The organism is Acidocella sp. (assembly GCF_027352905.1).
Classification (GTDB): Bacteria; Pseudomonadota; Alphaproteobacteria; order Acetobacterales; family Acetobacteraceae; genus Acidocella.
On record NZ_DAIEIF010000046.1, the window covers coordinates 1 to 18,726 of the forward strand.

At 66.9% G+C, this 18,726-nt stretch carries 17 protein-coding genes, 2 tRNA genes and 2 pseudogenes; 10 read left to right on the plus strand and 11 right to left on the minus strand.

Translation table 11 applies throughout. The annotated features are described in order from the left end of the window. The 3 genes from M7H45_RS08350 to tldD all read left to right on the plus strand — a co-directional run. Positions 1-1,004 (plus strand): COX15/CtaA family protein (locus tag M7H45_RS08350; RefSeq protein WP_298216001.1); only part of this gene is annotated, 1,004 nt, incomplete at its 5' end. Then, positions 1,001-2,047 (plus strand): COX15/CtaA family protein, encoded by a 1,047-nt coding sequence (locus tag M7H45_RS08355; RefSeq protein WP_298216003.1) that lies wholly within the window; start codon positions 1,001-1,003, stop codon positions 2,045-2,047. The genes M7H45_RS08350 and M7H45_RS08355, both read left to right, overlap by 4 nt. Before the next feature lie 10 nt (positions 2,048-2,057). Continuing rightward, positions 2,058-3,494, plus strand: coding sequence for a metalloprotease TldD (gene tldD / locus M7H45_RS08360; protein WP_298216005.1), 1,437 nt, complete (start codon positions 2,058-2,060; stop codon positions 3,492-3,494). Positions 3,495-3,501: 7 nt separating this feature from the next. On the opposite strand, the gene M7H45_RS08365 is transcribed toward tldD, so the two are convergent. The 3 genes from M7H45_RS08365 to M7H45_RS08375 form a co-directional block, all read right to left on the minus strand. Then, entirely contained in the window at positions 3,502-5,028 is a 1,527-nt protein-coding gene (locus M7H45_RS08365; protein ID WP_298216007.1) for a methyl-accepting chemotaxis protein, read from the minus strand. A 72-nt stretch (positions 5,029-5,100) separates the two neighbouring features. Beyond that, a complete protein-coding gene (locus M7H45_RS08370; RefSeq protein ID WP_298216009.1) occupies positions 5,101-6,849 on the minus strand; it encodes an acyl-CoA dehydrogenase in 1,749 nt (582 codons plus the stop codon). 60 nt (positions 6,850-6,909) lie between these two features. Further along, the gene (locus tag M7H45_RS08375) at positions 6,910-7,818 is read right to left on the minus strand and encodes a helix-turn-helix transcriptional regulator (protein ID WP_298216011.1); all 909 of its coding nucleotides are present in this window, start codon (positions 7,816-7,818) and stop codon (positions 6,910-6,912) included. 161 nt (positions 7,819-7,979) lie between these two features. On the opposite strand from M7H45_RS08375, the gene hslV reads away from it, so the two are divergent. Genes hslV through M7H45_RS08395 form a run of 4 tightly spaced genes read left to right on the plus strand, consistent with a single transcriptional unit; the run spans position 7,980 to position 10,882 of the window. After that, complete coding sequence (gene hslV, locus M7H45_RS08380; protein WP_298216013.1) at positions 7,980-8,531, plus strand: ATP-dependent protease subunit HslV; 552 nt, start codon at positions 7,980-7,982, stop codon at positions 8,529-8,531. Next, complete coding sequence (hslU, locus tag M7H45_RS08385) at positions 8,532-9,848, plus strand: ATP-dependent protease ATPase subunit HslU (protein ID WP_298216014.1); 1,317 nt, start codon at positions 8,532-8,534, stop codon at positions 9,846-9,848. It begins immediately after the preceding gene. Positions 9,849-9,899: 51 nt separating this feature from the next. Further along, positions 9,900-10,376: a disulfide bond formation protein B gene (locus M7H45_RS08390; RefSeq protein WP_298216016.1), complete on the plus strand. Its 477-nt coding sequence runs from the start codon at positions 9,900-9,902 to the stop codon at positions 10,374-10,376. After that, on the plus strand, positions 10,373-10,882 hold the full coding sequence (locus M7H45_RS08395) for a demethoxyubiquinone hydroxylase family protein (RefSeq protein WP_298216018.1): 510 nt from the start codon (positions 10,373-10,375) through the stop codon (positions 10,880-10,882). The genes M7H45_RS08390 and M7H45_RS08395 overlap by 4 nt, the downstream gene beginning before the upstream one ends. A 19-nt stretch (positions 10,883-10,901) precedes the next feature. On the opposite strand, the gene M7H45_RS08400 is transcribed toward M7H45_RS08395, so the two are convergent. Genes M7H45_RS08400 through M7H45_RS08410 form a run of 3 tightly spaced genes read right to left on the minus strand, consistent with a single transcriptional unit; the run spans position 10,902 to position 14,029 of the window. Further along, positions 10,902-11,114, minus strand: a complete 213-nt coding sequence (locus tag M7H45_RS08400; protein WP_298216020.1) for a ribbon-helix-helix domain-containing protein — start codon at positions 11,112-11,114, stop codon at positions 10,902-10,904. Further along, positions 11,098-13,677: an MMPL family transporter gene (locus M7H45_RS08405; RefSeq protein WP_298216022.1), complete on the minus strand. Its 2,580-nt coding sequence runs from the start codon at positions 13,675-13,677 to the stop codon at positions 11,098-11,100. The genes M7H45_RS08400 and M7H45_RS08405 overlap by 17 nt, the downstream gene beginning before the upstream one ends. Positions 13,678-13,720: 43 nt before the next feature. Next, positions 13,721-14,029, minus strand: coding sequence for a YggT family protein (locus M7H45_RS08410; protein WP_298216023.1), 309 nt, complete (start codon positions 14,027-14,029; stop codon positions 13,721-13,723). 123 nt (positions 14,030-14,152) lie between these two features. Here M7H45_RS08410 and M7H45_RS08415 point away from each other — a divergent pair. Beyond that, a tRNA-Ala gene (locus M7H45_RS08415) sits at positions 14,153-14,228 on the plus strand. A 98-nt stretch (positions 14,229-14,326) separates the two neighbouring features. After that, entirely contained in the window at positions 14,327-14,941 is a 615-nt protein-coding gene (locus M7H45_RS08420) for a hypothetical protein (protein WP_298216026.1), read from the plus strand. A 78-nt stretch (positions 14,942-15,019) separates the two neighbouring features. Here the strand turns inward: M7H45_RS08420 and M7H45_RS08425 are convergent. Both M7H45_RS08425 and M7H45_RS08430 read right to left on the minus strand, forming a co-directional pair. After that, positions 15,020-15,244, minus strand: a pseudogene (locus M7H45_RS08425) (ketopantoate reductase family protein); the annotation flags it as partial. Further along, positions 15,243-15,344: pseudogene (locus M7H45_RS08430) on the minus strand (ketopantoate reductase family protein); the annotation flags it as partial. The pseudogenes M7H45_RS08425 and M7H45_RS08430, both read right to left, overlap by 2 nt. A 58-nt stretch (positions 15,345-15,402) precedes the next feature. Between M7H45_RS08430 and M7H45_RS08435 the strand changes: the two are divergent. Beyond that, positions 15,403-16,632 carry a transcription antitermination factor NusB gene (locus M7H45_RS08435; RefSeq protein ID WP_298216028.1) on the plus strand — a complete coding sequence of 410 codons (1,230 nt, stop codon included), beginning with the start codon at positions 15,403-15,405 and terminating at the stop codon, positions 16,630-16,632. A gap of 36 nt (positions 16,633-16,668) precedes the next feature. Here the strand turns inward: M7H45_RS08435 and M7H45_RS08440 are convergent, their stop codons facing one another. The 3 genes from M7H45_RS08440 to M7H45_RS08450 all read right to left on the minus strand — a co-directional run bounded on the left by M7H45_RS08440 (position 16,669) and on the right by M7H45_RS08450 (position 18,698). After that, positions 16,669-17,565: a manganese catalase family protein gene (locus M7H45_RS08440; protein ID WP_298216030.1), complete on the minus strand. Its 897-nt coding sequence runs from the start codon at positions 17,563-17,565 to the stop codon at positions 16,669-16,671. A 172-nt stretch (positions 17,566-17,737) separates the two neighbouring features. After that, positions 17,738-18,493, minus strand: a complete 756-nt coding sequence (locus M7H45_RS08445) for a phosphoribosyltransferase (RefSeq protein ID WP_298216032.1) — start codon at positions 18,491-18,493, stop codon at positions 17,738-17,740. A gap of 119 nt (positions 18,494-18,612) precedes the next feature. Then, positions 18,613-18,698, minus strand: a tRNA-Tyr gene (locus M7H45_RS08450). Between the last annotated feature and the right edge of the window lie 28 nt (positions 18,699-18,726).

The following is an 18,726-nucleotide window of genomic DNA, read 5'->3' on the forward strand; positions in this document are numbered from 1 at the left end:
TCTCCGCCTGGCTCTACCTCCTCTGTTTCATGATCTGGATCATGGTCGGCATCGGCGGCTACACGCGCGAGACCGGCTCGGGCCTCTCCATCATGAACTGGGACCCCATCATCGGCGCCCTCCCGCCGATGACCGCCGCCGCCTGGAACGCCGTTTTCGCCAAGTACCAGACCATTTCGCAGTATCAGATCCTGCACAAGGGCATGGACCTCGCGGGCTTCAAGCAGCTGTTCTGGCCGGAATACATCCACCGCCTGTGGGGCCGGCTGATGGGCGTGGTGCTGCTGGTGCCGCTCATCGGCTTCGCGCTCACCGGGCGGATCGGGAAACGGCTGATCCCCTGGCTGATCCTGCTGTTCATCATGGGCGGGCTGCAGGGCGCCATCGGCTGGTTCATGGTCTCCTCGGGGTTCTTCGCGGGCAGCACGGCGGTTGAGCCGTGGCGGCTCTCGCTGCATTTCGGCGCCGCCATGCTGCTCTATGTCGCGGTGCTGTGGACGGCGCTGACCGTGCGCCACCCCACCCCCACCGACCCGTTTGAGCAGCGCGGCCTGCAGCGGCTGGCCAAGCTGGCCATTTTGCTGCTGTGCTGTACCATGTTCGCGGGCACCTTCGTCTCCGGCACGCACGCCATATCGGTGTTCGACCCCGCCAAGGATATCGGCATCGGCCTGCCGCCGCCGGGCTATCCGTATACCGAGTTCTTCGTCGACCGGGCGACCATCCTCTTCAACCACCAGGCGCTGGCAACCCTCACCACGCTGGTGCTGCTCATCACCGCCACCAAGGCCATGCGCGGCGGCGCCGACGCGCCGATCCGCGATGCGGGGCTGATGATCGCGGGGCTGGTGCTGCTGCAATTCACCCTGGGGGTGAGCGCCCTGGTCTCGAAGATGATCGATCTCGGCGTCGCCCACCAGATGAACGCGGTGCTGCTGCTGGCCGGGCTTCTGGTGCTGCTGTTCCGCCTGCGCGGCGCGGCGGGCAGAGCGGGCGCGGCATGAACCGGGACCGCGCGGTGGGCAATTGGCTGCTGCTGCTCGCCTTCATGGTTTTCGGCATGACGGTGGGGGGCGGCCATGCCCGCACCATTGGCGCGGGTTTCTCCATCCAGGTCTGGCGGCCCTTCACCGGCTTCATCCCGCCGCTCGGCCCGGGGGATTGGGGGCAGCTTTACGCCCTGTTCCAGAAAACGGCCCAATACCAGGCCCATCCCATCAGCCTCGCCCAGTATAAATCGCTCTTCTGGCCGATGTTTCTCGACCGCTGCTGGGGCCGGCTGATGGCGCTGGTCTTTCTCATCCCCTTCGCGGTGTTTCTCCTGCGCCGGCGCATCCCGCCCCGGCTCGCGCTATGGCTGGGGCTGATCTTCCTGGCGGGCTGCGCCCAGGCCGCCTATGGCTGGTACATGGTGCTGACCGGAATGCAGCCGGGGGTGGTTTCGCCGCCGCCCGGCTGGGCCGCGCCACACCTGCTTTCCGCCATGGCCATCCTGTTCCTGCTGCTCTGGACCGGCTTGACTCTGCGCAACCCGGAGCCAGAGCGGCTGGAGGGGGCGGCCACGCTGCGCGGCCTCGCCACCGCCACGGCGGCGCTCGTCTGGCTCACCATGGGGTTCGGCGCGCTGGTCGCCACCTCGGGCGCTCTCCATGTTTTCAACAGCTTCCCTACCATGGATGGCGCCTGGACGCCGCCCGGCCTTCTCGCGCAGAGCCCTCTCTGGACGAATTTCGTCACCAATAAAGCCACGGTGCAGTTTTGCCATCGGGGGCTGGCCACGCTGACGGCGCTGGTGGCGCTGGCCACCGCTGCCACCGGCTTGCGCATGCGCCTGCCCTCCGCCCTGCGCGATCTTTTTCTGCTGCTCGGCCTGCTGGTGGCATTGCAATATCTGCTCGGCATGGCCACGCTTGTCTTAGGCAATAACCAGCTCGGCTTCGTGCATGAGCTAAACGCCGTCCTGCTCTTCGCCACCGCCATCGCCGCCCGCCATGGGCTGCGCGGTGCCGTGGCGGCGCCCGCCCGGGCGCTGGCGGCGGCGGAATAGGAGATCCAACATGAACGACGCGCTCCGCAAGGCGGATGAGTTTTTCCATGGCGCCCATGGGCTGGATTTGGAGGCGGCGCACGCCAAGCTCGCTTTGGCGCTGGAAGGCGCCGATGACGGGGAACTCTATCTGGAATACCGGGAATCCGAGTCCATCTCTCTGGATGACGGCCATATCCGCGCCGCCAGCTTCGACACGCGGCGGGGCTTCGGCCTGCGCGCCGTGCTGGGCGAGGCCGCTTATTTCGCCCATGCGGGGGATTTATCCGCCCCGGCCCTGGCCCGCGCGGCGGAGACGATCCGCGCCGCCAAGGCCATGGAGCACAGCGTCACGGCGGCCGACCCGGCCTCGGCCCCGCCTCCTCTTTATGAGGGGGTGAACCCGCTGGGCGAGGCGCCGTTCGCGGCCCGCGCCGGGCTTCTCCGCGAGATCGACGAATTCGCGCGCGCCGCCGATCCACGCGTGGTGCAGGTGATGGCGAGCATCGCCGGCGAGTGGCAGGTGGTGGAGATCATCCGCGCCTCGGGCCTGCGCGTCGCCGATATACGCCCGCTCGTGCGGCTCAATGTCTCGGTGGTGATGGAGGAGAACGGCCGGCGCGAATCCGGTGGTCATGGCGCGGGCGGGCGGGCGGGTTATGCCCATTATGTCGCTCCCGAGTTCTGGCAGGCGGCGGTGCGCGAGGCGATCCGCCAGGCCGAGGTCAATCTGCGCGCCATTGCCGCGCCGGCGGGGGAAATGCCGGTGGTGCTGGGGCCGGGCTGGCCCGGCATTCTCCTGCATGAGGCGATCGGCCATGGGCTGGAGGGGGATTTCAACCGCAAGCAGACCTCCGCCTTTGCCGGGCTGCTGGGCAGCCGTATCGCCGCCCCCGGCGTGACGGTGGTGGATGATGGCACCATTCCCGGGCGGCGCGGCTCCCTCACCGTGGATGACGAGGGCACGCCCACCTCCCGCACCGTGCTAATCGAGGATGGCATCCTCACCGGCTTCCTGCAGGACCGGCAGAATGCCCGGCTGATGAACATGCGCCCGACGGGCAATGGGCGGCGGCAATCCTATGCCCACGCGCCGATGCCGCGCATGACCAACACGGTCATGCTGGGTGGCCACGATAAGAAAGAAGACATGATCGCCTCGGTCGAGCGTGGTCTCTACGCGGTGAATTTCGGCGGCGGGCAGGTGGATATCACCTCCGGCAAATTCGTGTTTTCCGCCTCGGAGGCTTACCTGATCGAGAATGGCCGGATTACCGCCCCGGTCAAGGGCGCGACGCTGATCGGCAACGGGCCGGACGCGCTGACCAAGGTTGAGATGATCGGTGACGACATGGCGCTCGACCCCGGCATCGGCACCTGCGGTAAGAATGGCCAGGGCGTGCCGGTGGGGGTGGGCCAGCCGACGATCAAGCTCTCCGGCCTCACCGTCGGCGGCACGGCGGCTTAGCGGCGCCCTATTCCGCCGCCATCCGCCGCCGCGCCGGGGTGGGCAGGCGGTTGAGTTGCGGCATGTCCACCGCCTCGCCGCCTTGCGGCAGCTTGAAGGTGGTGAGCGACCGGGCCAGCCGCTCGATCTCGCCACGCAGGGAATGAATCGCCGCCGTGGTCTCCTCAACGACGGCGGCGTTCTGCTGCACGCCGTTATTCATCTGGTTCAGCGCCTCGTTCACCTGCCCCAGCCCGCTGGACTGGCTGGCGGCAGCGGTCGCGATGCCCGAGATCAACGAATCAACCTGGCCGATGCCGCCGATCACCTCATCCAGCGCCGCGCTGGTCTTGCGCACCAGCTCCACGCCTTGGGAAACCTGGGTGGAGCTGGTGGAGATGAGCGATTTGATTGCCTTGGCGGCCTCCGCCGAGCGCTGGGCCAGAGCCCGCACTTCGGAGGCGACGACCGCGAAGCCCCGGCCGGCATCGCCCGCCCGCGCCGCCTCCACCCCGGCGTTCAACGCCAGGAGATTGGTCTGGAAGGCGATATCGTCGATCAACCCGATGATCTGGCCGATCTCGCGCGAGGAGGATTCGATCTGCCCCATCGCCGAGCCGGTCTCCGTCACCACGGTGCGGGAGCTCTCGGCGCCGGCATTGACCGAGTTGGTGGTTTTATTCGCCTCGGCCGCGCCATCCGCCATGCGCTTCACCCCTTCGGTCAGCTCATTGAGGGCGGTGGTGGATTCGAGCAGGCTCGCCGCCTGGTGCTCGGTGCGGCGGGATATGTTATCGGCGGCCTGGGCCAGCTCGTCTATGCTGGAATTGACCGTGCGGGCCGTGCCGAGCACCCCGCCGAGAGCACGGGCGAGGTTTTCCATCGCCTGGTTGAAATCCTCGCGCAGCTTTGCGTATTCCGGCGGCATCACGTCGCCGATGCGGTGGGTGAGGTCGCCCGCCGCCAGCGCCGCCATCGCCTCCCCCATCGCCTGCACCACGGCGTCGGCGTGCTCGCGCAGGCGTCTTTCCGCCCCCATACGGGTGCGGTTGGAAATCTCGCGATACACGTCCAGCGTCAATTCGAGATCGAACAGCCCGCCCTTGATCACGGCGGTGACTTCCTCGATCGCCTGGCGGCGCAGGGCGTTGCGGGCCTTGCCGAAGCGCGATTTTGGCCAGCGGGCTTCCAATACCGCATCGACCAAGATTCCCAGCAGAATGTTCTGACCCGCGATCAACCATTTGGGCTCGACGCCAGCGTTGATGTGAGTTTCGCCCACGCGCCGCGTCGCCATGAGATAGGCTTCGTCCATCCGCGCCTCGGAGATCAGACCCCAATGCGTATATTGCTTGGCGCGGGCGTGGCTGATCACCTCCTCCGAGGAAAAAAGCCGGGCGGTCTCCGGCGCGGCGCGGATCTGTGTATAGAGCGCGTCCAGCGCCCCGGGCAGCGCCGCCATGAGGATGGCCTTGGCGCCGCGCAACCGCTCCTGCAGGCGGTTGGTGTACCGGATGAAGTTCAGATTGGCGCCGAGCGCCTGGGGTTGGGACATATTTCTCCGCCTCGAAAAAGGGACGCGATCCCTTCTGTAGACGGAGAGATTTAAGAACGGATTAAACGGCGTTCAGAACAGCGCGGCGGGCAGCGCGACCAGCGGCGCGGCACCGCTTCTCACCGCCGCTCCCAGGGCTTGCGCCTGGGGCAGCATGCGGGTGACGAAGAAGCGGGCCAGAGCGGGCTTGGCCTCGCGGATTTCGGCCTCCTCCGCGCCGGGCGCGGCGGCGGCCATGCGTGCCCACATCCAGCCGAAGCAGACCAGGGCGAAGGCGCGCAAATAATCGGCGGAGGCCGCGCCGGTTTCTGCCGCATCCGCCGCGCGGGCGAGCACGGCATCCGTTAGGCCGCGCAACTCCGCCACTGCCGCGCGCACCGGGGCGGTGATTTCCTCCAGCCCCTCGATGGCGGCGAGTTCCGCCTCGACCCCCGCGAGGAAGCCGCGCACCACCTGGCCGTCATCCAGCTCCAGCTTGCGGCTGACCAGATCGAGGGCCTGCACGCCGTTGGTGCCCTCGTAAATCTGGGTGATGCGCGCGTCCCGCGCCAGCTGCTCCATGCCCCATTCATGAATGTAGCCATGGCCGCCAAACACCTGTTGTGCCAGCACCGCGCCCTCGAAGCCGAAATCCGTGAAGGCCGCCTTCACCACCGGGGTGAGCAGCGAGACCAGTTTCTCCGCCTGCTGGCGCGATTTTTCCTCGGCGTGGTGGCGGGAGATGTCGATTTGCATCGCCACCCAGATGGCGAGCGCCCGCCCCGCCTCGACGAAGGCGCGCACGGTGAGCAGCATCCGCCGCACATCCGGATGCTCGATGATCGGCGCCGGTCCCGTGCCGCCCGCGGGAGGCCGGCCTTGCAGGCGCTCCTTGGCATAGGCCGCGGCCTTGCCATAGGCGGCCTGGGCCACGCCCAGGCCCTGAATCCCGACGAACAGCCGCTCCGCGTTCATCATGGTGAACATCGCCGCCAGGCCGCGATGCGGCGTTCCCACCAGCCAGCCCTTGGCGCCGTCGTAATTGATCACGCAGGTCGGCTGGGCATGGATGCCCATTTTATGTTCGAGCGCCCCGACCGAGAACCCGTTGCGCGCCCCCAGCCCGCCCGTCCCGTCCGGCAAGAATTTCGGCACCAGGAACAGAGAGATGCCCTTGACCCCGGCGGGCGCGTCCGGCAGGCGGGCGAGCACCAGATGGATGATATTGCCGCCGAAATCGTGATCGCCGGAGGAGATGAAAATCTTCGTGCCGGTGATCGCGTAGGCGCCATCCGCCAGCGGCTCGGCCCTGGTGCGCAGCAGGCCGAGATCGGTGCCCGCGGCGGCCTCGGTCAGCGCCATCGCCCCGGTCCATTCGCCCGAGAGCATCTTGGGCAGGTAAACGCCCTTCAACTCATCATTGGCATGGGCGGAGATCGCCTCGGTGGCGCCGCGCGTCAGACCGGGAAACAGGCTGAAGGAAAGATTGGCGCCGGAGACCATTTCATCCACCAGCACCTGCAAGGTGTGCGGCAGGCCCTGGCCGCCATAGGCGGGCGCGCCGGAGAGCGCGCACCAGCCATTTTCCGCGTATTGGCGGTAGGCCTCGGCGAAGCCGGGCGGGGTCACCGGCTGGCCGTTCTCCAGCCTGCATCCCGCCTCGTCACCCTTGAGGTTGAGCGGCTCCAGCGTTTCGGCGCAGAAGCGCCCGGCCTCCTCCAGCAGCGCCAGAGCGAGCGCGGCGTCGAAGCCCTGTTCGGCGAAGAGGGCTTGCAGCGGCGCGAGGTCGAACACCGAATTCAAAAGAAAGCGAAGGTCGGACAGAGGAGGGACGTAGCTCATGCAAGGGGCTCTTCTTGGCTGGCGTGACTGGGTTTTGTATCCGTCCAACCGCCCCGCCGGTCAATCGCCCATCAGAATGGCGCCGCTCTTTTCTGCCGCGAGCCGGGCGAGCAGCATTCCGGCCAGCCCGGAGAAGGCCTCCTCCAGCGTTTTGCCGCTCGTATCGAACCCCATATCGGCCTTGGCGTAGAAGCCGGCCCGGCTTTCCAGGGTGAGGCGGATGTCGTCCACCCCGTTGCGGTTGCCCGGCAGCTGGCGCACATCGCCCTGGCTGAGAACGCGGTTGAAGTGGTCCTCCGGCGTTGCCCGCAGCCAGACGGTGAAGCAATGGGTCAGCAGCGTTTCGAAGGTCGCGGTGTCACCCACCAGCCCGCCCGCCGTGGCGATCACGCAGCTCGTATGGGTCTGCAAGGTCTCTTCCAGCGCCTGCCGCTCGTAGCGCCGGTAGGCGTTGGAGCCGTAAAGCGCCTGAATCTCAACCGGGGCGCAGCCCGCGAGGCGGGTGATCTCCGAGCGCAATTCGACGAAGGGGTAGCCGAGCCGGGCCGCCAGCATCTGGCCGAGGGTGGATTTACCCGCCCCGCGCAGCCCGATGAGGGCGATGCGCCGCTCCCGCAGCCGGGCGGCCTGGCCCACCCCGCCGCCGAATAATTCGGAAAGCGAGCGCAGGGCGCGCTCGATCTCGGCCGCGCCCCGCCCTTGCAGCAACCGGCGGATTGAAAGCCATTCCGGGGAGGAGGTGGTTTCGTCCCCCAGCAATTCGGCCAGCGGACAATTGAGCGCCTGCGCCACCTGGGCCAGCACCAGGATGGAGACATTGCCCGTGCCGGATTCGAGATTGGCGAGATGCCGCTCGGACACGTCCGCCTCGCCCGCCAGCACGCGGCGCGTCATCCCCCGCCGGGCGCGCAGCAATTTCACCCGCTGGCCCAGGCCGGAAAGCAGCTCGGTTTCGTCGGTCGGCGTCATGGACTCAAAGCTCATCCTGGCGGCTATCGGCGCGAATTAGCAGTTTTTTGCCGGAAGACAAAGGGGGCGCATGGCTGATTTGTAATATAATGCACAATTTATAGGCAGGCGCCCCTGAGCCGGCCCTTGCCCGCCCCTGGTGGCGGTGCCATGTCTGGCGCATGACAGAAAATTACGATCCGGTCGGCTGGCATGGCACGACCATTCTGTCCGTTCGCCGCAATGGCCAGGTTGTCGTGGCCGGGGACGGGCAGGTTTCTCTCGGCAACACGGTGGTGAAGGGCAATGCCCGCAAGGTGCGGCGCATCGGCAATGGGAGTGTGATCGCGGGGTTCGCCGGGGCCACCGCGGACGCCTTTACCCTGCTCGAACGGCTGGAGGCGAAGCTCGACCGCTTTCCCAACCAGCTGGAGCGCGCCTGTGTGGAGCTGGCCAAGGATTGGCGCACGGACCGCTATCTGCGCCGCCTCGAGGCGATGATGATCGTCGCCGATAAGGAGCGGGAATTCACCCTCACCGGTAATGGCGACGTGCTGGAGCCCAATGACGGCATCATCGCCATCGGCTCCGGCGGTAATTACGCCCTTGCCGCCGCGCGCGCCCTCATCACGCTTCCCGACCTCAGCGCCGAGGAGATCGCCCGCCGGGCGATGAAGATCGCCGCTGATATCTGCATCTACACCAACGAAAACCTGGTTATCGAAACAATCTAAATGGACACACCCGTTTTTTCCCCCCGCGAGACGGTCGCCGAGCTCGACCGCTTCATCATCGGCCAGAACGACGCCAAGCGCGCCGTGGCCATCGCCCTGCGCAACCGCTGGCGGCGCCAGCAATTGCCCGAGGAGATGCGCGACGAGGTGGTGCCGAAGAACATTCTGATGATCGGCCCCACCGGCTGCGGCAAGACCGAGATCGCCCGCCGCCTCGCCAAGCTGGCCCAGGCGCCCTTCCTCAAGGTCGAGGCGACCAAGTTCACCGAGGTCGGCTATGTCGGCCGCGACGTGGAGAGCATCGTGCGCGATCTGGTGGAGGCCTCCATCACCATGCTGCGCGAGCAGAGCCGCAAGGAGGTCGAGGCCAAGGCCGAGCAGGCGGCCGAGGAACGGTTGATCTCCGCCCTGGTGGGAGAGGGTTCCACCGCCGATACGCGGGTGAAGTTCCGCCGCATGTTGCGCAATGGGGAGTTGGACGACAAGGAAATCGAGATCGCCCTCACCGAGCCGCAAGGCGTGCCGGTCGGCATGATCGACCTGCCCAACATGCCGCCCGGCGGCATGATCAATCTCGGCGAGATGATGAAGAATATGTTCGGCCGCCAGGCCCAGAAGCGCAAGCTGCTGGTGCCGGAGGCCCGCCGGGCGCTCATCCGCGAGGAAGCGGACAAGCTCCTGGACACCGAGGCCCTCACCAAGGACGCAGTGCGTCATGCCGAGCAGAACGGCATCGTCTTCATCGACGAGATCGACAAGATCTGCGCCCGCAGCGAGCATGGTTTCCGTGGCGGCGATGTCTCGCGCGAGGGCGTGCAGCGCGACCTGCTGCCGCTGATCGAGGGCACCACCGTCTCCACCAAATACGGGCCGGTGAAGACCGATTTCATCCTGTTCATCGCCTCGGGGGCGTTCCATGTCGCCAAGCCCTCGGACCTGCTACCCGAGTTGCAGGGGCGGCTGCCGATCCGCGTCGAGCTGAATTCGCTCTCGCGGGAGGATTTCAAGCGGATCCTCACCGACACGGAGCATAGCCTGCTCAAGCAATATGTGGCGCTGCTGGCGACGGAGAAGGTGACGCTGGAATTCGCCGATGACGCGGTGGATGCCATCGCCTCGCTCGCCTTCGACATCAATGAGCGGGTCGAGAATATCGGCGCGCGGCGGCTCGCCACCGTTATCGAGCGGTTGCTGGAGGACATCTCCTATTCCGCCACCGACCGGGCGGGCGAGACCGTCATCATCGACGCGGCCTATGTGAATGAGAAGGTGGCGCCGCTGGCCGCCAAAGGCGATCTTTCGCGTTTCATTCTCTGACCAGGGGCGGGCGGTTTGGCGGCTGGGCGGAAAGGGAGCAGAAACCTGGGCATGAACGTTCGCTGGGCCGGTCTGGTCGCCATCTGCCTCGCCGCCGCCGGGCTGGCGGCGGCTTATGGCGCGCAGTACGGGCTGCATCTCGTCCCTTGCCCGCTCTGCCTGTGGGAGCGCTGGCCCTACAGGGTCACCCTTGGCCTGGGCCTGCTCGCTTTGCTGGCGGGCGGGCGGGGCGGGCGGCTCCTGCTGGGGCTGGCCGGGTGCGTCATGCTGGCGGGGGCGGGCATCGCCGGGCTGCATGCGGGTGTGGAATTCGGTTGGTGGCCCTCGCCCCTGCCGGAATGCAACGGTATTCTTGCCCCCGGCGCGGCCCTGCCCCTTGCCCCGGCGGTGCCATGCGACCGGCCGGTTTATCTGGTCAAGGGCCTGCCGGTTTCGATGGCGCAAATGGATTTCGTCTTCGCCCTGTTGTGCGGTCTGCTGCTGTTCGGCATGGCGTTTGGCGGTACGCGAAGGAGGCGGGGAAGATGAAAGAGGACATCAAGCGGTTCATCCGGGTGGATCACGCTGGGGAATACGGGGCCGAGCGGATCTATGCCGGGCAGCTCGCCGTGCTCGGGCGGGGCGCCAAAGGCGAGCTTCTCCGCCATATGCTCGCCCAGGAGACCGCGCATAAACAGGCCTTCGAGGCGTTGATGGCCGCCCGCCGCTCCCGCCCCACCGCCCTGCTGCCGCTCTGGCACGCCGCCGGTTTCGCCCTGGGCGCGCTCACCGCCGCTCTGGGCGAGAGGGCGGCGATGGCCTGCACCGTGGCGGTGGAGGAAACGATCGATGCCCATTATGCCCGCCAGCGCGACGCCCTGCCGGAGAGCGAGGCGGAGTTGAAGGACACGATCGAGCGCTTCCGGCGGGAGGAGCTGGAACACCGCGATATCGGCCTCGCCCATGGCGCCGAGCAGGCGCCGGCCTACAGGCTGCTTTCTCGCGCCATCCGGCTGGGTTGCCAAGCCGCCATCCGCCTCAGCGAGACCATTTAGAGTTAGAGCAACATCCGATCTAGGGCCTGCCGCCGCCGCTGCGCAGGGCAAAGACGCGCAGCGCCGAGGCCAAAGGCTGGTTAGGGGCGCGCCCGGCATCGAGGCGGGCGACGAGGACGGAAAGCGGGACGCCGTCCCGCGCGGCCACCGCCCGCAATACCGCCCAGAATTCCGGCTCCAGCGCCACGCTGGTGCGGTGGCCCGAGAGCGAGAAACTATGTTTTTCGAGCATTGCCGAGCGAATGCAGCAAGGCGGGCAGGAAGACGAAGGTGGAGATCAGCACCGCGCCGAGGCTGAGGAACAGCAGATCCCCCATGCTGGCGGTGCCGCGGTCGGCCGAGGCGGCGAGCGTGCCGAAGGCCGTGGCGGTGGTGAGGGCTGAGAACAGCACGGCGCGCGCGGTGGGCGAGGCGAGGAAAACCCGCACCCCGGCGCGGAAATTCATGACGAAATACACATTGAACGACACCCCGACGCCGAGCAGCAGCGGCAGGGCGATGATGTTGGCATAATTGATGGCGATGCCGGCCAGCTTGGTGAAGACGGCGGTGAGCAGGGCCGAGAGCGTCAAGGTCGCCAGCACCAGCAGGCTGTCACGAACATTGCGGAAGACCAGCAGCAGGATGACCGCGATGGCTACGAAGGCGAGCGACGCCGCCTCCCGGAACGAGGTCAGGATCGTCCCCGCCGTGGCGATGGTGGAAATGGCCGGGCCACCCGCATCTGGCACCACCTTGCGCACGGCATCGGCGAATTCGCGCATGCCCTTGGTGGTTTGCGCCGCCGCGGTGGGGAAGGCCTGCACCCGCACCCGCCCATCGGGCAGGAACCAATCCGCCTTGACCGAGGGGGGCAGGCTCGCCTCGGTGATGGGCTGGGCCTGGAGGCTATGGGCGAGGCGCTCCAATTCCATCGGCAGGAAGCGGGTGATGGCCCCGTTCATCGCCATCACATGCGCGTCATCCTCGCTCTGCAAATCGCGGAGCACGCCGGCGATTTTCAGCAACTCGCTATCCTTGGGCAGCTTGCCGGCGGCATCCTGGATATCCGCGATCGTCTTCGCCATGGCGTCGCGGATCTCTGCCGCCGTCACCGGTGTTTGCGGCGGGTTGGCGGCGGCGAGCAGAGTGGGGGCCAGAATGGTCTGGGCCTGGGCCAGCATCGCCAGCTTCTGGTCCTGGTCTTCGGGAACGAAGGTGGCGCCGGAGATGGCCTGCGCCACTTGCGGCAAAGCGCCGAGTTTATGCGCGGTCTCCCGAGCTGCTTCTAGATTGGGTGCGAGCGCCTCCGCGTAAAAGGGGTTGTTGCGCGGGTCGTTGAGCAGGCTTCTCAGCGTCCGCATGCTCTCGGTCTTCGGGTCTTTGGTGTCGAGCGGGTTGGCGTCGAAATTGAGCGTGATCGTGCAGGCGAGCCCCGCCAGCGCCAGCAAGGCGAAGAGCGAGAGCACGGCCCGGCGGTGGCGATGCAGGAAACGATCCGCCGCGGCGCCGCCCGGCAGGCTCACCGAGGCGGATTCCGGGCGTGGTTTGAACAGGCGCAGCAAGGCGGGCAGAAAGGTGATGGTGCAGAAAAAAGCGATGAACATGCCCACCCCGGCGATCTCGCCCAGCTCCGCCACGCCGATGAAGGCGGTGGGAACGAAGGCGAGAAACCCGCAGGCCGTGGCGGTGGCGGCCAGGGCGATCTGGCCCCCCGCCTCCCGCGCGGTTTCCTCAAGGGCGTCGCCCAGATCCGGCATTTGCAGCCGCACCGCGCGCAGCCGCACGCAATATTGGATGGCGAAATCCACCGCCAGGCCGATGAAGAGGATGGCGAAGGCGACCGAGATCAGATTGATGACCTTCACCGCCAGCGCGGCATAGGTCATCGTCAAGGCGAGGCCCATCACCAGGGTGAGCAGAATGGGCAGGATGAGCCGCCAGGAACGCAAGGCGAGATAAAGCCAAAGCGCGATGAAGGCGATGCTGATGATGGTGCCGAGAACGAGTCCATCCGTCAGCGAGGCGAATTGCTCATCGGAAAGCGGGATCTGGCCGGTATAATCCACCTTGGCGCGCCCGGCCTTCACATCCGGCAGGGTGGCGGCGATGCGCATCAGCGCCGCGGTGGCGGCGCCGCCCGGCTGCAAGGTGCCCTGCCTGAGCTTGGGATGGGCCAGCACGAATTCCGTGCCACCTTCCCCCATATTGCCCATGATGAGGCTTTGCCAGGAGAGCGGCGCGGGATGGCCAGCCGCCGCATCCTGCAAATTCTGCCGCACCCCGGCCAGGGCCCCGTTATAGGCGCTGATATCCGTCCCGGCCTGCACGCCCTTGGCGATCATGGAGAGGCCGGTGAACAGACCCACCGCCGAGGGCTGGGCCGCGAGCTGGCCAAGGAAAGGCTGCGCCGCGACGATCTGGTTGAGCAGGCTCGCCAGATCAGCGGGCGGCAGAAGCAACAAGCCCTCATCCTGGTAGAAAGGGTTTCCGGCCGGATAGGAGGAAGAGTAAAAATGGGCGCTATCGGCATTGAGGGCCGCGTTGAGCGCCGCCGCGGTTTCCGCCGCCTCCTCCGGGGTGGGCGCGCGCACCACCGCAACGATGAGATTGTTGAACTGAGGAAAATTACGGCTTTCCGCGATCTGCGCCTGCCGCCAGGGAAGCGTGTCCGCGAAGAGGTGGTCGGTATCCGTATCTATGGAGAGGTGACGGGCGGTATAGGCCAGCCCGGCGGCGGCCACCACGATAAACGCGAGAACGAAGCCTACGGCGTGGCGCCGCGCCGCATTAACGGTTCCAATTATAAATCGCACACTCACCCTCCGCTGGAACAGACCCCACATAGGTGGCGGGCGGCTAGTACGCCAGCCCCGACATGACGACGCGGGCGTAAAGATCGTTCAGGATCATCTGCAAGGCTTCGAGGAGGAGGATGGCGATCACCGGCGAGATGTCGACATTGCCAAAATAGGGCACGATACGGCGGATGGGGCGCAGGATTGGCTCGGTGACGCGGTTGAGAAAATCTCCCACCACATAAACGACCTGATTGCGGGGATTGGCGATGCCGAACGCCACCAGAATGCTGAGCACCGCCGCCGCGACGATGGCGAGAATCAATAAATGAATCACCTGGCTCACCAGCCAGAATATCGCCGCGACCATGATTTTCCCCGCAATGACGTGTCATCCCCACCTAGCGGCAGGCTGGGCCGGAGGCAATGTTGACTTCCCGGCGCAAATGCGCGACACGCCCCCGCACATGGAGCCGGGCCATCGCCAGGGGCCGGGGCTGTAGCTCAGTTGGTAGAGCGCATCGTTCGCAATGATGAGGTCAGGGGTTCGATTCCCCTCAGCTCCACCATGGCCAGACCTTTCAAGGCCGTTTAGGTTTGCGTGAACATCCGGGGACGGATATTGCGGTTTTGCCCCTCCTTCGAGGGTCAATAAAAGGAGATTCGCATGTCACGCTCCCTCTCAAGCCGCATGGTCGCCGGCGCTCTCGCCCTCTGCCTGGGCGCCCTGCCGGGAGTCGCCGCCGGCCCCGCCCGCGCGCAGCAGCCCCCTACGCTGCACAACGTCATACCGGGCTCGGAAATGGTTATGCTGCAGGCGCGCATCAAAACCATCGATCCGCAGACGCGGGCGATCACGCTGCAATCCCCGGATGGCCAGACGGTCAACCTCGTCGCCGGGCCGCTCGTGCGGCTCAACCTTCTCAAAGAAGGCGACATGGTCACCGCCCAGTATTACCGCTCCGTCGCCTTCATCATTCAGGGGCCAAAGCAAAGCAACGCCGCCCCGGCACCCGCCGATAGTTTCCGCGCCGTGCTCGCCCGTCCCGCTGAGGCGCCGGGCGGCATCGCCGTCACGGTCAAGCAGATTTCCGGCACGGTGATCGGCCTCAACCCGGCCGCGCATACTTTGGAGGTGGTGGACCCCTCCGGCGGCCCGGTCTACCGGATCGACGTGACCGATCCCGAGCGCCAGAACATTCTCAAAATGCTGAAAATCGGCGATACCGTCACCGCCGTCATCAGCGAGCAGCTGGCCGTTTCCATCACCCCGGCGAAGTGAGCGCGGGGGCGGTGAGGCTTCCACCATCCGCACGAGTGTGAGCAGCGCCTGATTGACGGGGGTGGGGATGCCCAGCTCCACCCCCAGCCGGACGACATCGCCATTGAGATAGCCGATCTCGGTAGGCCGCCCCCGCAATATATCTTGCGCGGTCGAGGAGATTTGGCCGGGCATGGCCCGGCCCACGGCCAGGGTGCGCTCCAGCTGGTCCGGCGGCAGGGCGATGCCGCAGGCGGCGGCGACCGCCGCCGAAACCGGATTGACGCTCAAGCGCCAGCCCCCGCGCCCGAGCCGCCTCGACATGGGCAGGCCGGGCGATCAGCTCCACCTCATGCCCCGCCTTGGCCAGCAGCGCGCCGAAATAGCATCCGACCGCCCCCGCCCCCATAACCGCGATGCGCATTCGCCCCTCCTGTCCAATCCCCTACCGCCCATGTTAAAGCCCCGATTTTGGAACCGCCATGCCCGACCCGACCCGCGACGCCGCCTTCTCACTTCTGCAAGCCGTACTGGCCAAGGGAAAGCCGCTGGACGCGGCGTTGGACGCCCTGCCGCGGCTGGAGCCACGCGACCGGGCGGCGGCGCACCGGCTGGCCGCCTGCGTGCTGCGCCATGCCGGTACGCTCGACGCGGTGCTGGAGCCCTATCTGCGGCGCGAGCCGCCGCCGGAATTGCGCAATATTCTCCGCATCGGCGCGGCTGGTTTGCTCTGTCTCGGCACCCCGCCCCATGCGGCCGTCGGCACCGCCGTGGAACTGACCCGCGCGCGCAGGCTGGCGCCCTTCGCGGGGCTGGTGAACGCGGTGCTGCGCAAGATCGCCGCCGCCGGCCCCGCAGTGCTGGAGGAGTTGGACATGCCCCGCCTGGACACGCCCGCCTGGGCCTGGGCGAGCTGGGGGGAAAACGCGCGCGTCATTGCCGCCGCCCATGCGCGGGAGGCGCCGCTCGATCTCTCACTGCGCCCGGGCGCCGCCCCGCCGCCAGGGGGAGAAATGCTGCCAACCGGCTCGCTGCGGTTTCCCCCCGGTACGGCGGTCACGGAGCTGCCCGGCTTCGCGGCGGGGGATTTCTGGGTGCAGGACGCCGCCGCCGCCCTGCCGGCCCGGCTGCTGGCGCCCGCTCCCGGCGAGCCGGTCCTCGACCTCTGCGCCGCGCCGGGCGGCAAGACCGCCCAGCTTTGCGCCATGGGCGCGGCGGTAACGGCGGTGGAGCGCGATGAGGCGCGCATGGCCAGGCTGCGCGCCAACCTCGCCCGGCTGGGCTACGATCCCGAGCTCGTGACGGCGGACGCGACGCTCTGGCGGCCAAGCCAGACCTTCCCCGCCATCCTGCTGGACGCGCCCTGCAGCGCCACCGGCACCATCCGCCGCCACCCGGAACTGCTCCATTTGCGCAAACCCCGCGACATAGCGGCGATGACCCGGGCGCAGGACGCGTTGCTCGACGCCGCCGCCGCCTTGCTCAGCCCCGTCGGGCGGCTGATCTATGCCGTGTGTTCCTTGCAGCCGGAGGAGGGGGTGGCGCGCATCGCCGCGGCCTGCGCCCGGCTCGGGCTGCGGCGCCAGCCCCTGGCGCTGCCCGAACTGCCGGAGGCGGTGACGCCGGAGGGCGATATTCGCACCCATCCCGGCCTCTGGCCGGAGCGCGGCGGGATGGACGGATTTTTCATCGCCTGTCTCACCCCCGGCTGAGTGCGCCCCGGCCTTTTGGCGAAGGCCCCGCCGAGTTCAGCCTTTTGTCTTGGTGGTGGCGCCCGCTCCCGGTCCCGCCCCGAGATCGGCTCCGGTCACCGGGTCGCTGGCCGCATCGGACATCGTGCGTTCCATCATTCTCTTCTCCAGGGCTTTATCGGCGCGGGTTAGCTTGACGCTCGCCGTGCCGTCTCCGCCATCCACCGCCATCTGCTTCTCGCGGTCATCCACGAATTCCCATTGCTCGCCCTCATTCCATGGGCCACGCAGATTATCCGGCCCCTGGGACATGTCGTAATATTTGTTGACGAAGGCGGGGTCGCCAGGGAGCTTGCCGGGCGGGAAATTGGCGGTCATCGAGTAAAGCGCTTTTTCAAAGGATTTTTGGTGCGCGATTTCGCGCGTCATCAAAAAGGTCAGCGCGTCCTTGACTCCGGGATCGTCAGCGACCGCGATCAGCCGCTCATAGATGATCTTGGCGCGCGCTTCCGCGGCAATGTTGGAGCGCAGGTCGCATGTGGGCTCGCCGCGCGTATCGATATAGGCGGCTGTCCAGGGAACCTCGGCGGAATTGGTCAGGGCGATCCCGCCGCCGTAAAGCAGGGCGGTGGTGTGGCTGTCCGTGCCGCCGCCCAGCGCGGCGAGAAGCTCGCCCGTCTGCACACCCTCGGCGACCGCGCTTTTCACGCCTTTATTGAGCATCACGATGATGCTGCCGACGACTTCCAGATGGCTGATTTCCTCGGTGGCGATATCGAGAAGCATGTCTTTGCGGCCAGGGTCGCTGTCAGCCAAGCCCTGGGTGAAATAACGCATCGCCGCCGCCAATTCCCCGTCCGGCCCGCCAAATTGTTCCAAAATCAGATTGGCGAGGCGCGGATTGGGCTCGGACACGCGAACCGTATACATCAAACGCTTATTATGCATGAACATGGCTATGACCTTTCCAAATTAACCTACGGTACGGCCTGAGGCCGTTGCGAAGTGGAAGGCCATATATTGGGCGAAGGTCGGCGCGGCGGAGTAAAGAAAGAATTAAAAATACCTCGCTAAGGCATTCGCTTCCATGAAGAAGTGGCAAGATTCATGGGCGAAATGTTACGATTCAGCACGTGTTCCGGGGGCTGAACGGCAGGCAGAGATCCGCGCCCAGCCCATGGGGCGGGATCGTCACTTCCCGGCGGAGCAGGGCGGCTGCGGGGTCGGCGGGCTGAACCTCCCCGGCCCAGGCCTCCCGCAACAGGCCGATCGTCTCCTCATCGGTGAGCTGGTGGAAATCATCGTAGAAACTGCCCACCCCATGGAAGCGGCGGGCAGGGTACAGGCAAACGGTATGGTCGGCATGGGCGGCCATTTCGGCCAGCGTGTCCACGGGCGCCACTGGGACCGCTAGGACCGTCTTGGCCGCCCCCTGGCGGCGCAGCGCATCGAGCGCGGCCTTGGCGGTGGCCCCGGTGGCCAGCCCGTCATCCACGATAATCGCGGTGCGCCCGGCCGGGCTGATCCGCTCCCGCCCTTGCAGGTAAAGGGCGCGCCGCCGCTCCATTTCCTTGAGCTCGTGTTGCTGGGCGCGGGTGAAGAAGGCGTCATCCGCCCCGGCATGCGCCATGATCTCGGAATTGCGCACGGTACCAGGGGGCGCGCCTTCGGCCACCGCGCCGATCGCCAGTTCCGGCGCGCCGGGCGCGCCGATCTTGCGCACCAGCAACAGATCGAGAGGGGCGCCCAACGCCTTGGCGATTTCAATGGCGACCGGCACACCTCCCCGGGGCAAAGCGTATATCACGGGGAGTTCCAGCCCCATTTCCCGCAGCCGCGCTCCCAGCTGGCGGCCGGCATCGGACCGATCGGTGAATCGCATCGAGGCAGACTCCTTGCGTGACCCGGATTTGTTTAGCCAAACAAGGACGAAACGGCCTTGATGCGAGTCAAGGGCCGATGAAGGCGGGGGGGGGACAAATCCGCTGGTTTTCGGGGGTATGGTGGAAGGGGTTGGATTCGAACCAACGTAGGCGCACGCCAACGGATTTACAGTCCGTCCCCTTTAGCCACTCGGGCACCCTTCCATGGGGCGCTCCATGCAACGGGGAGCGG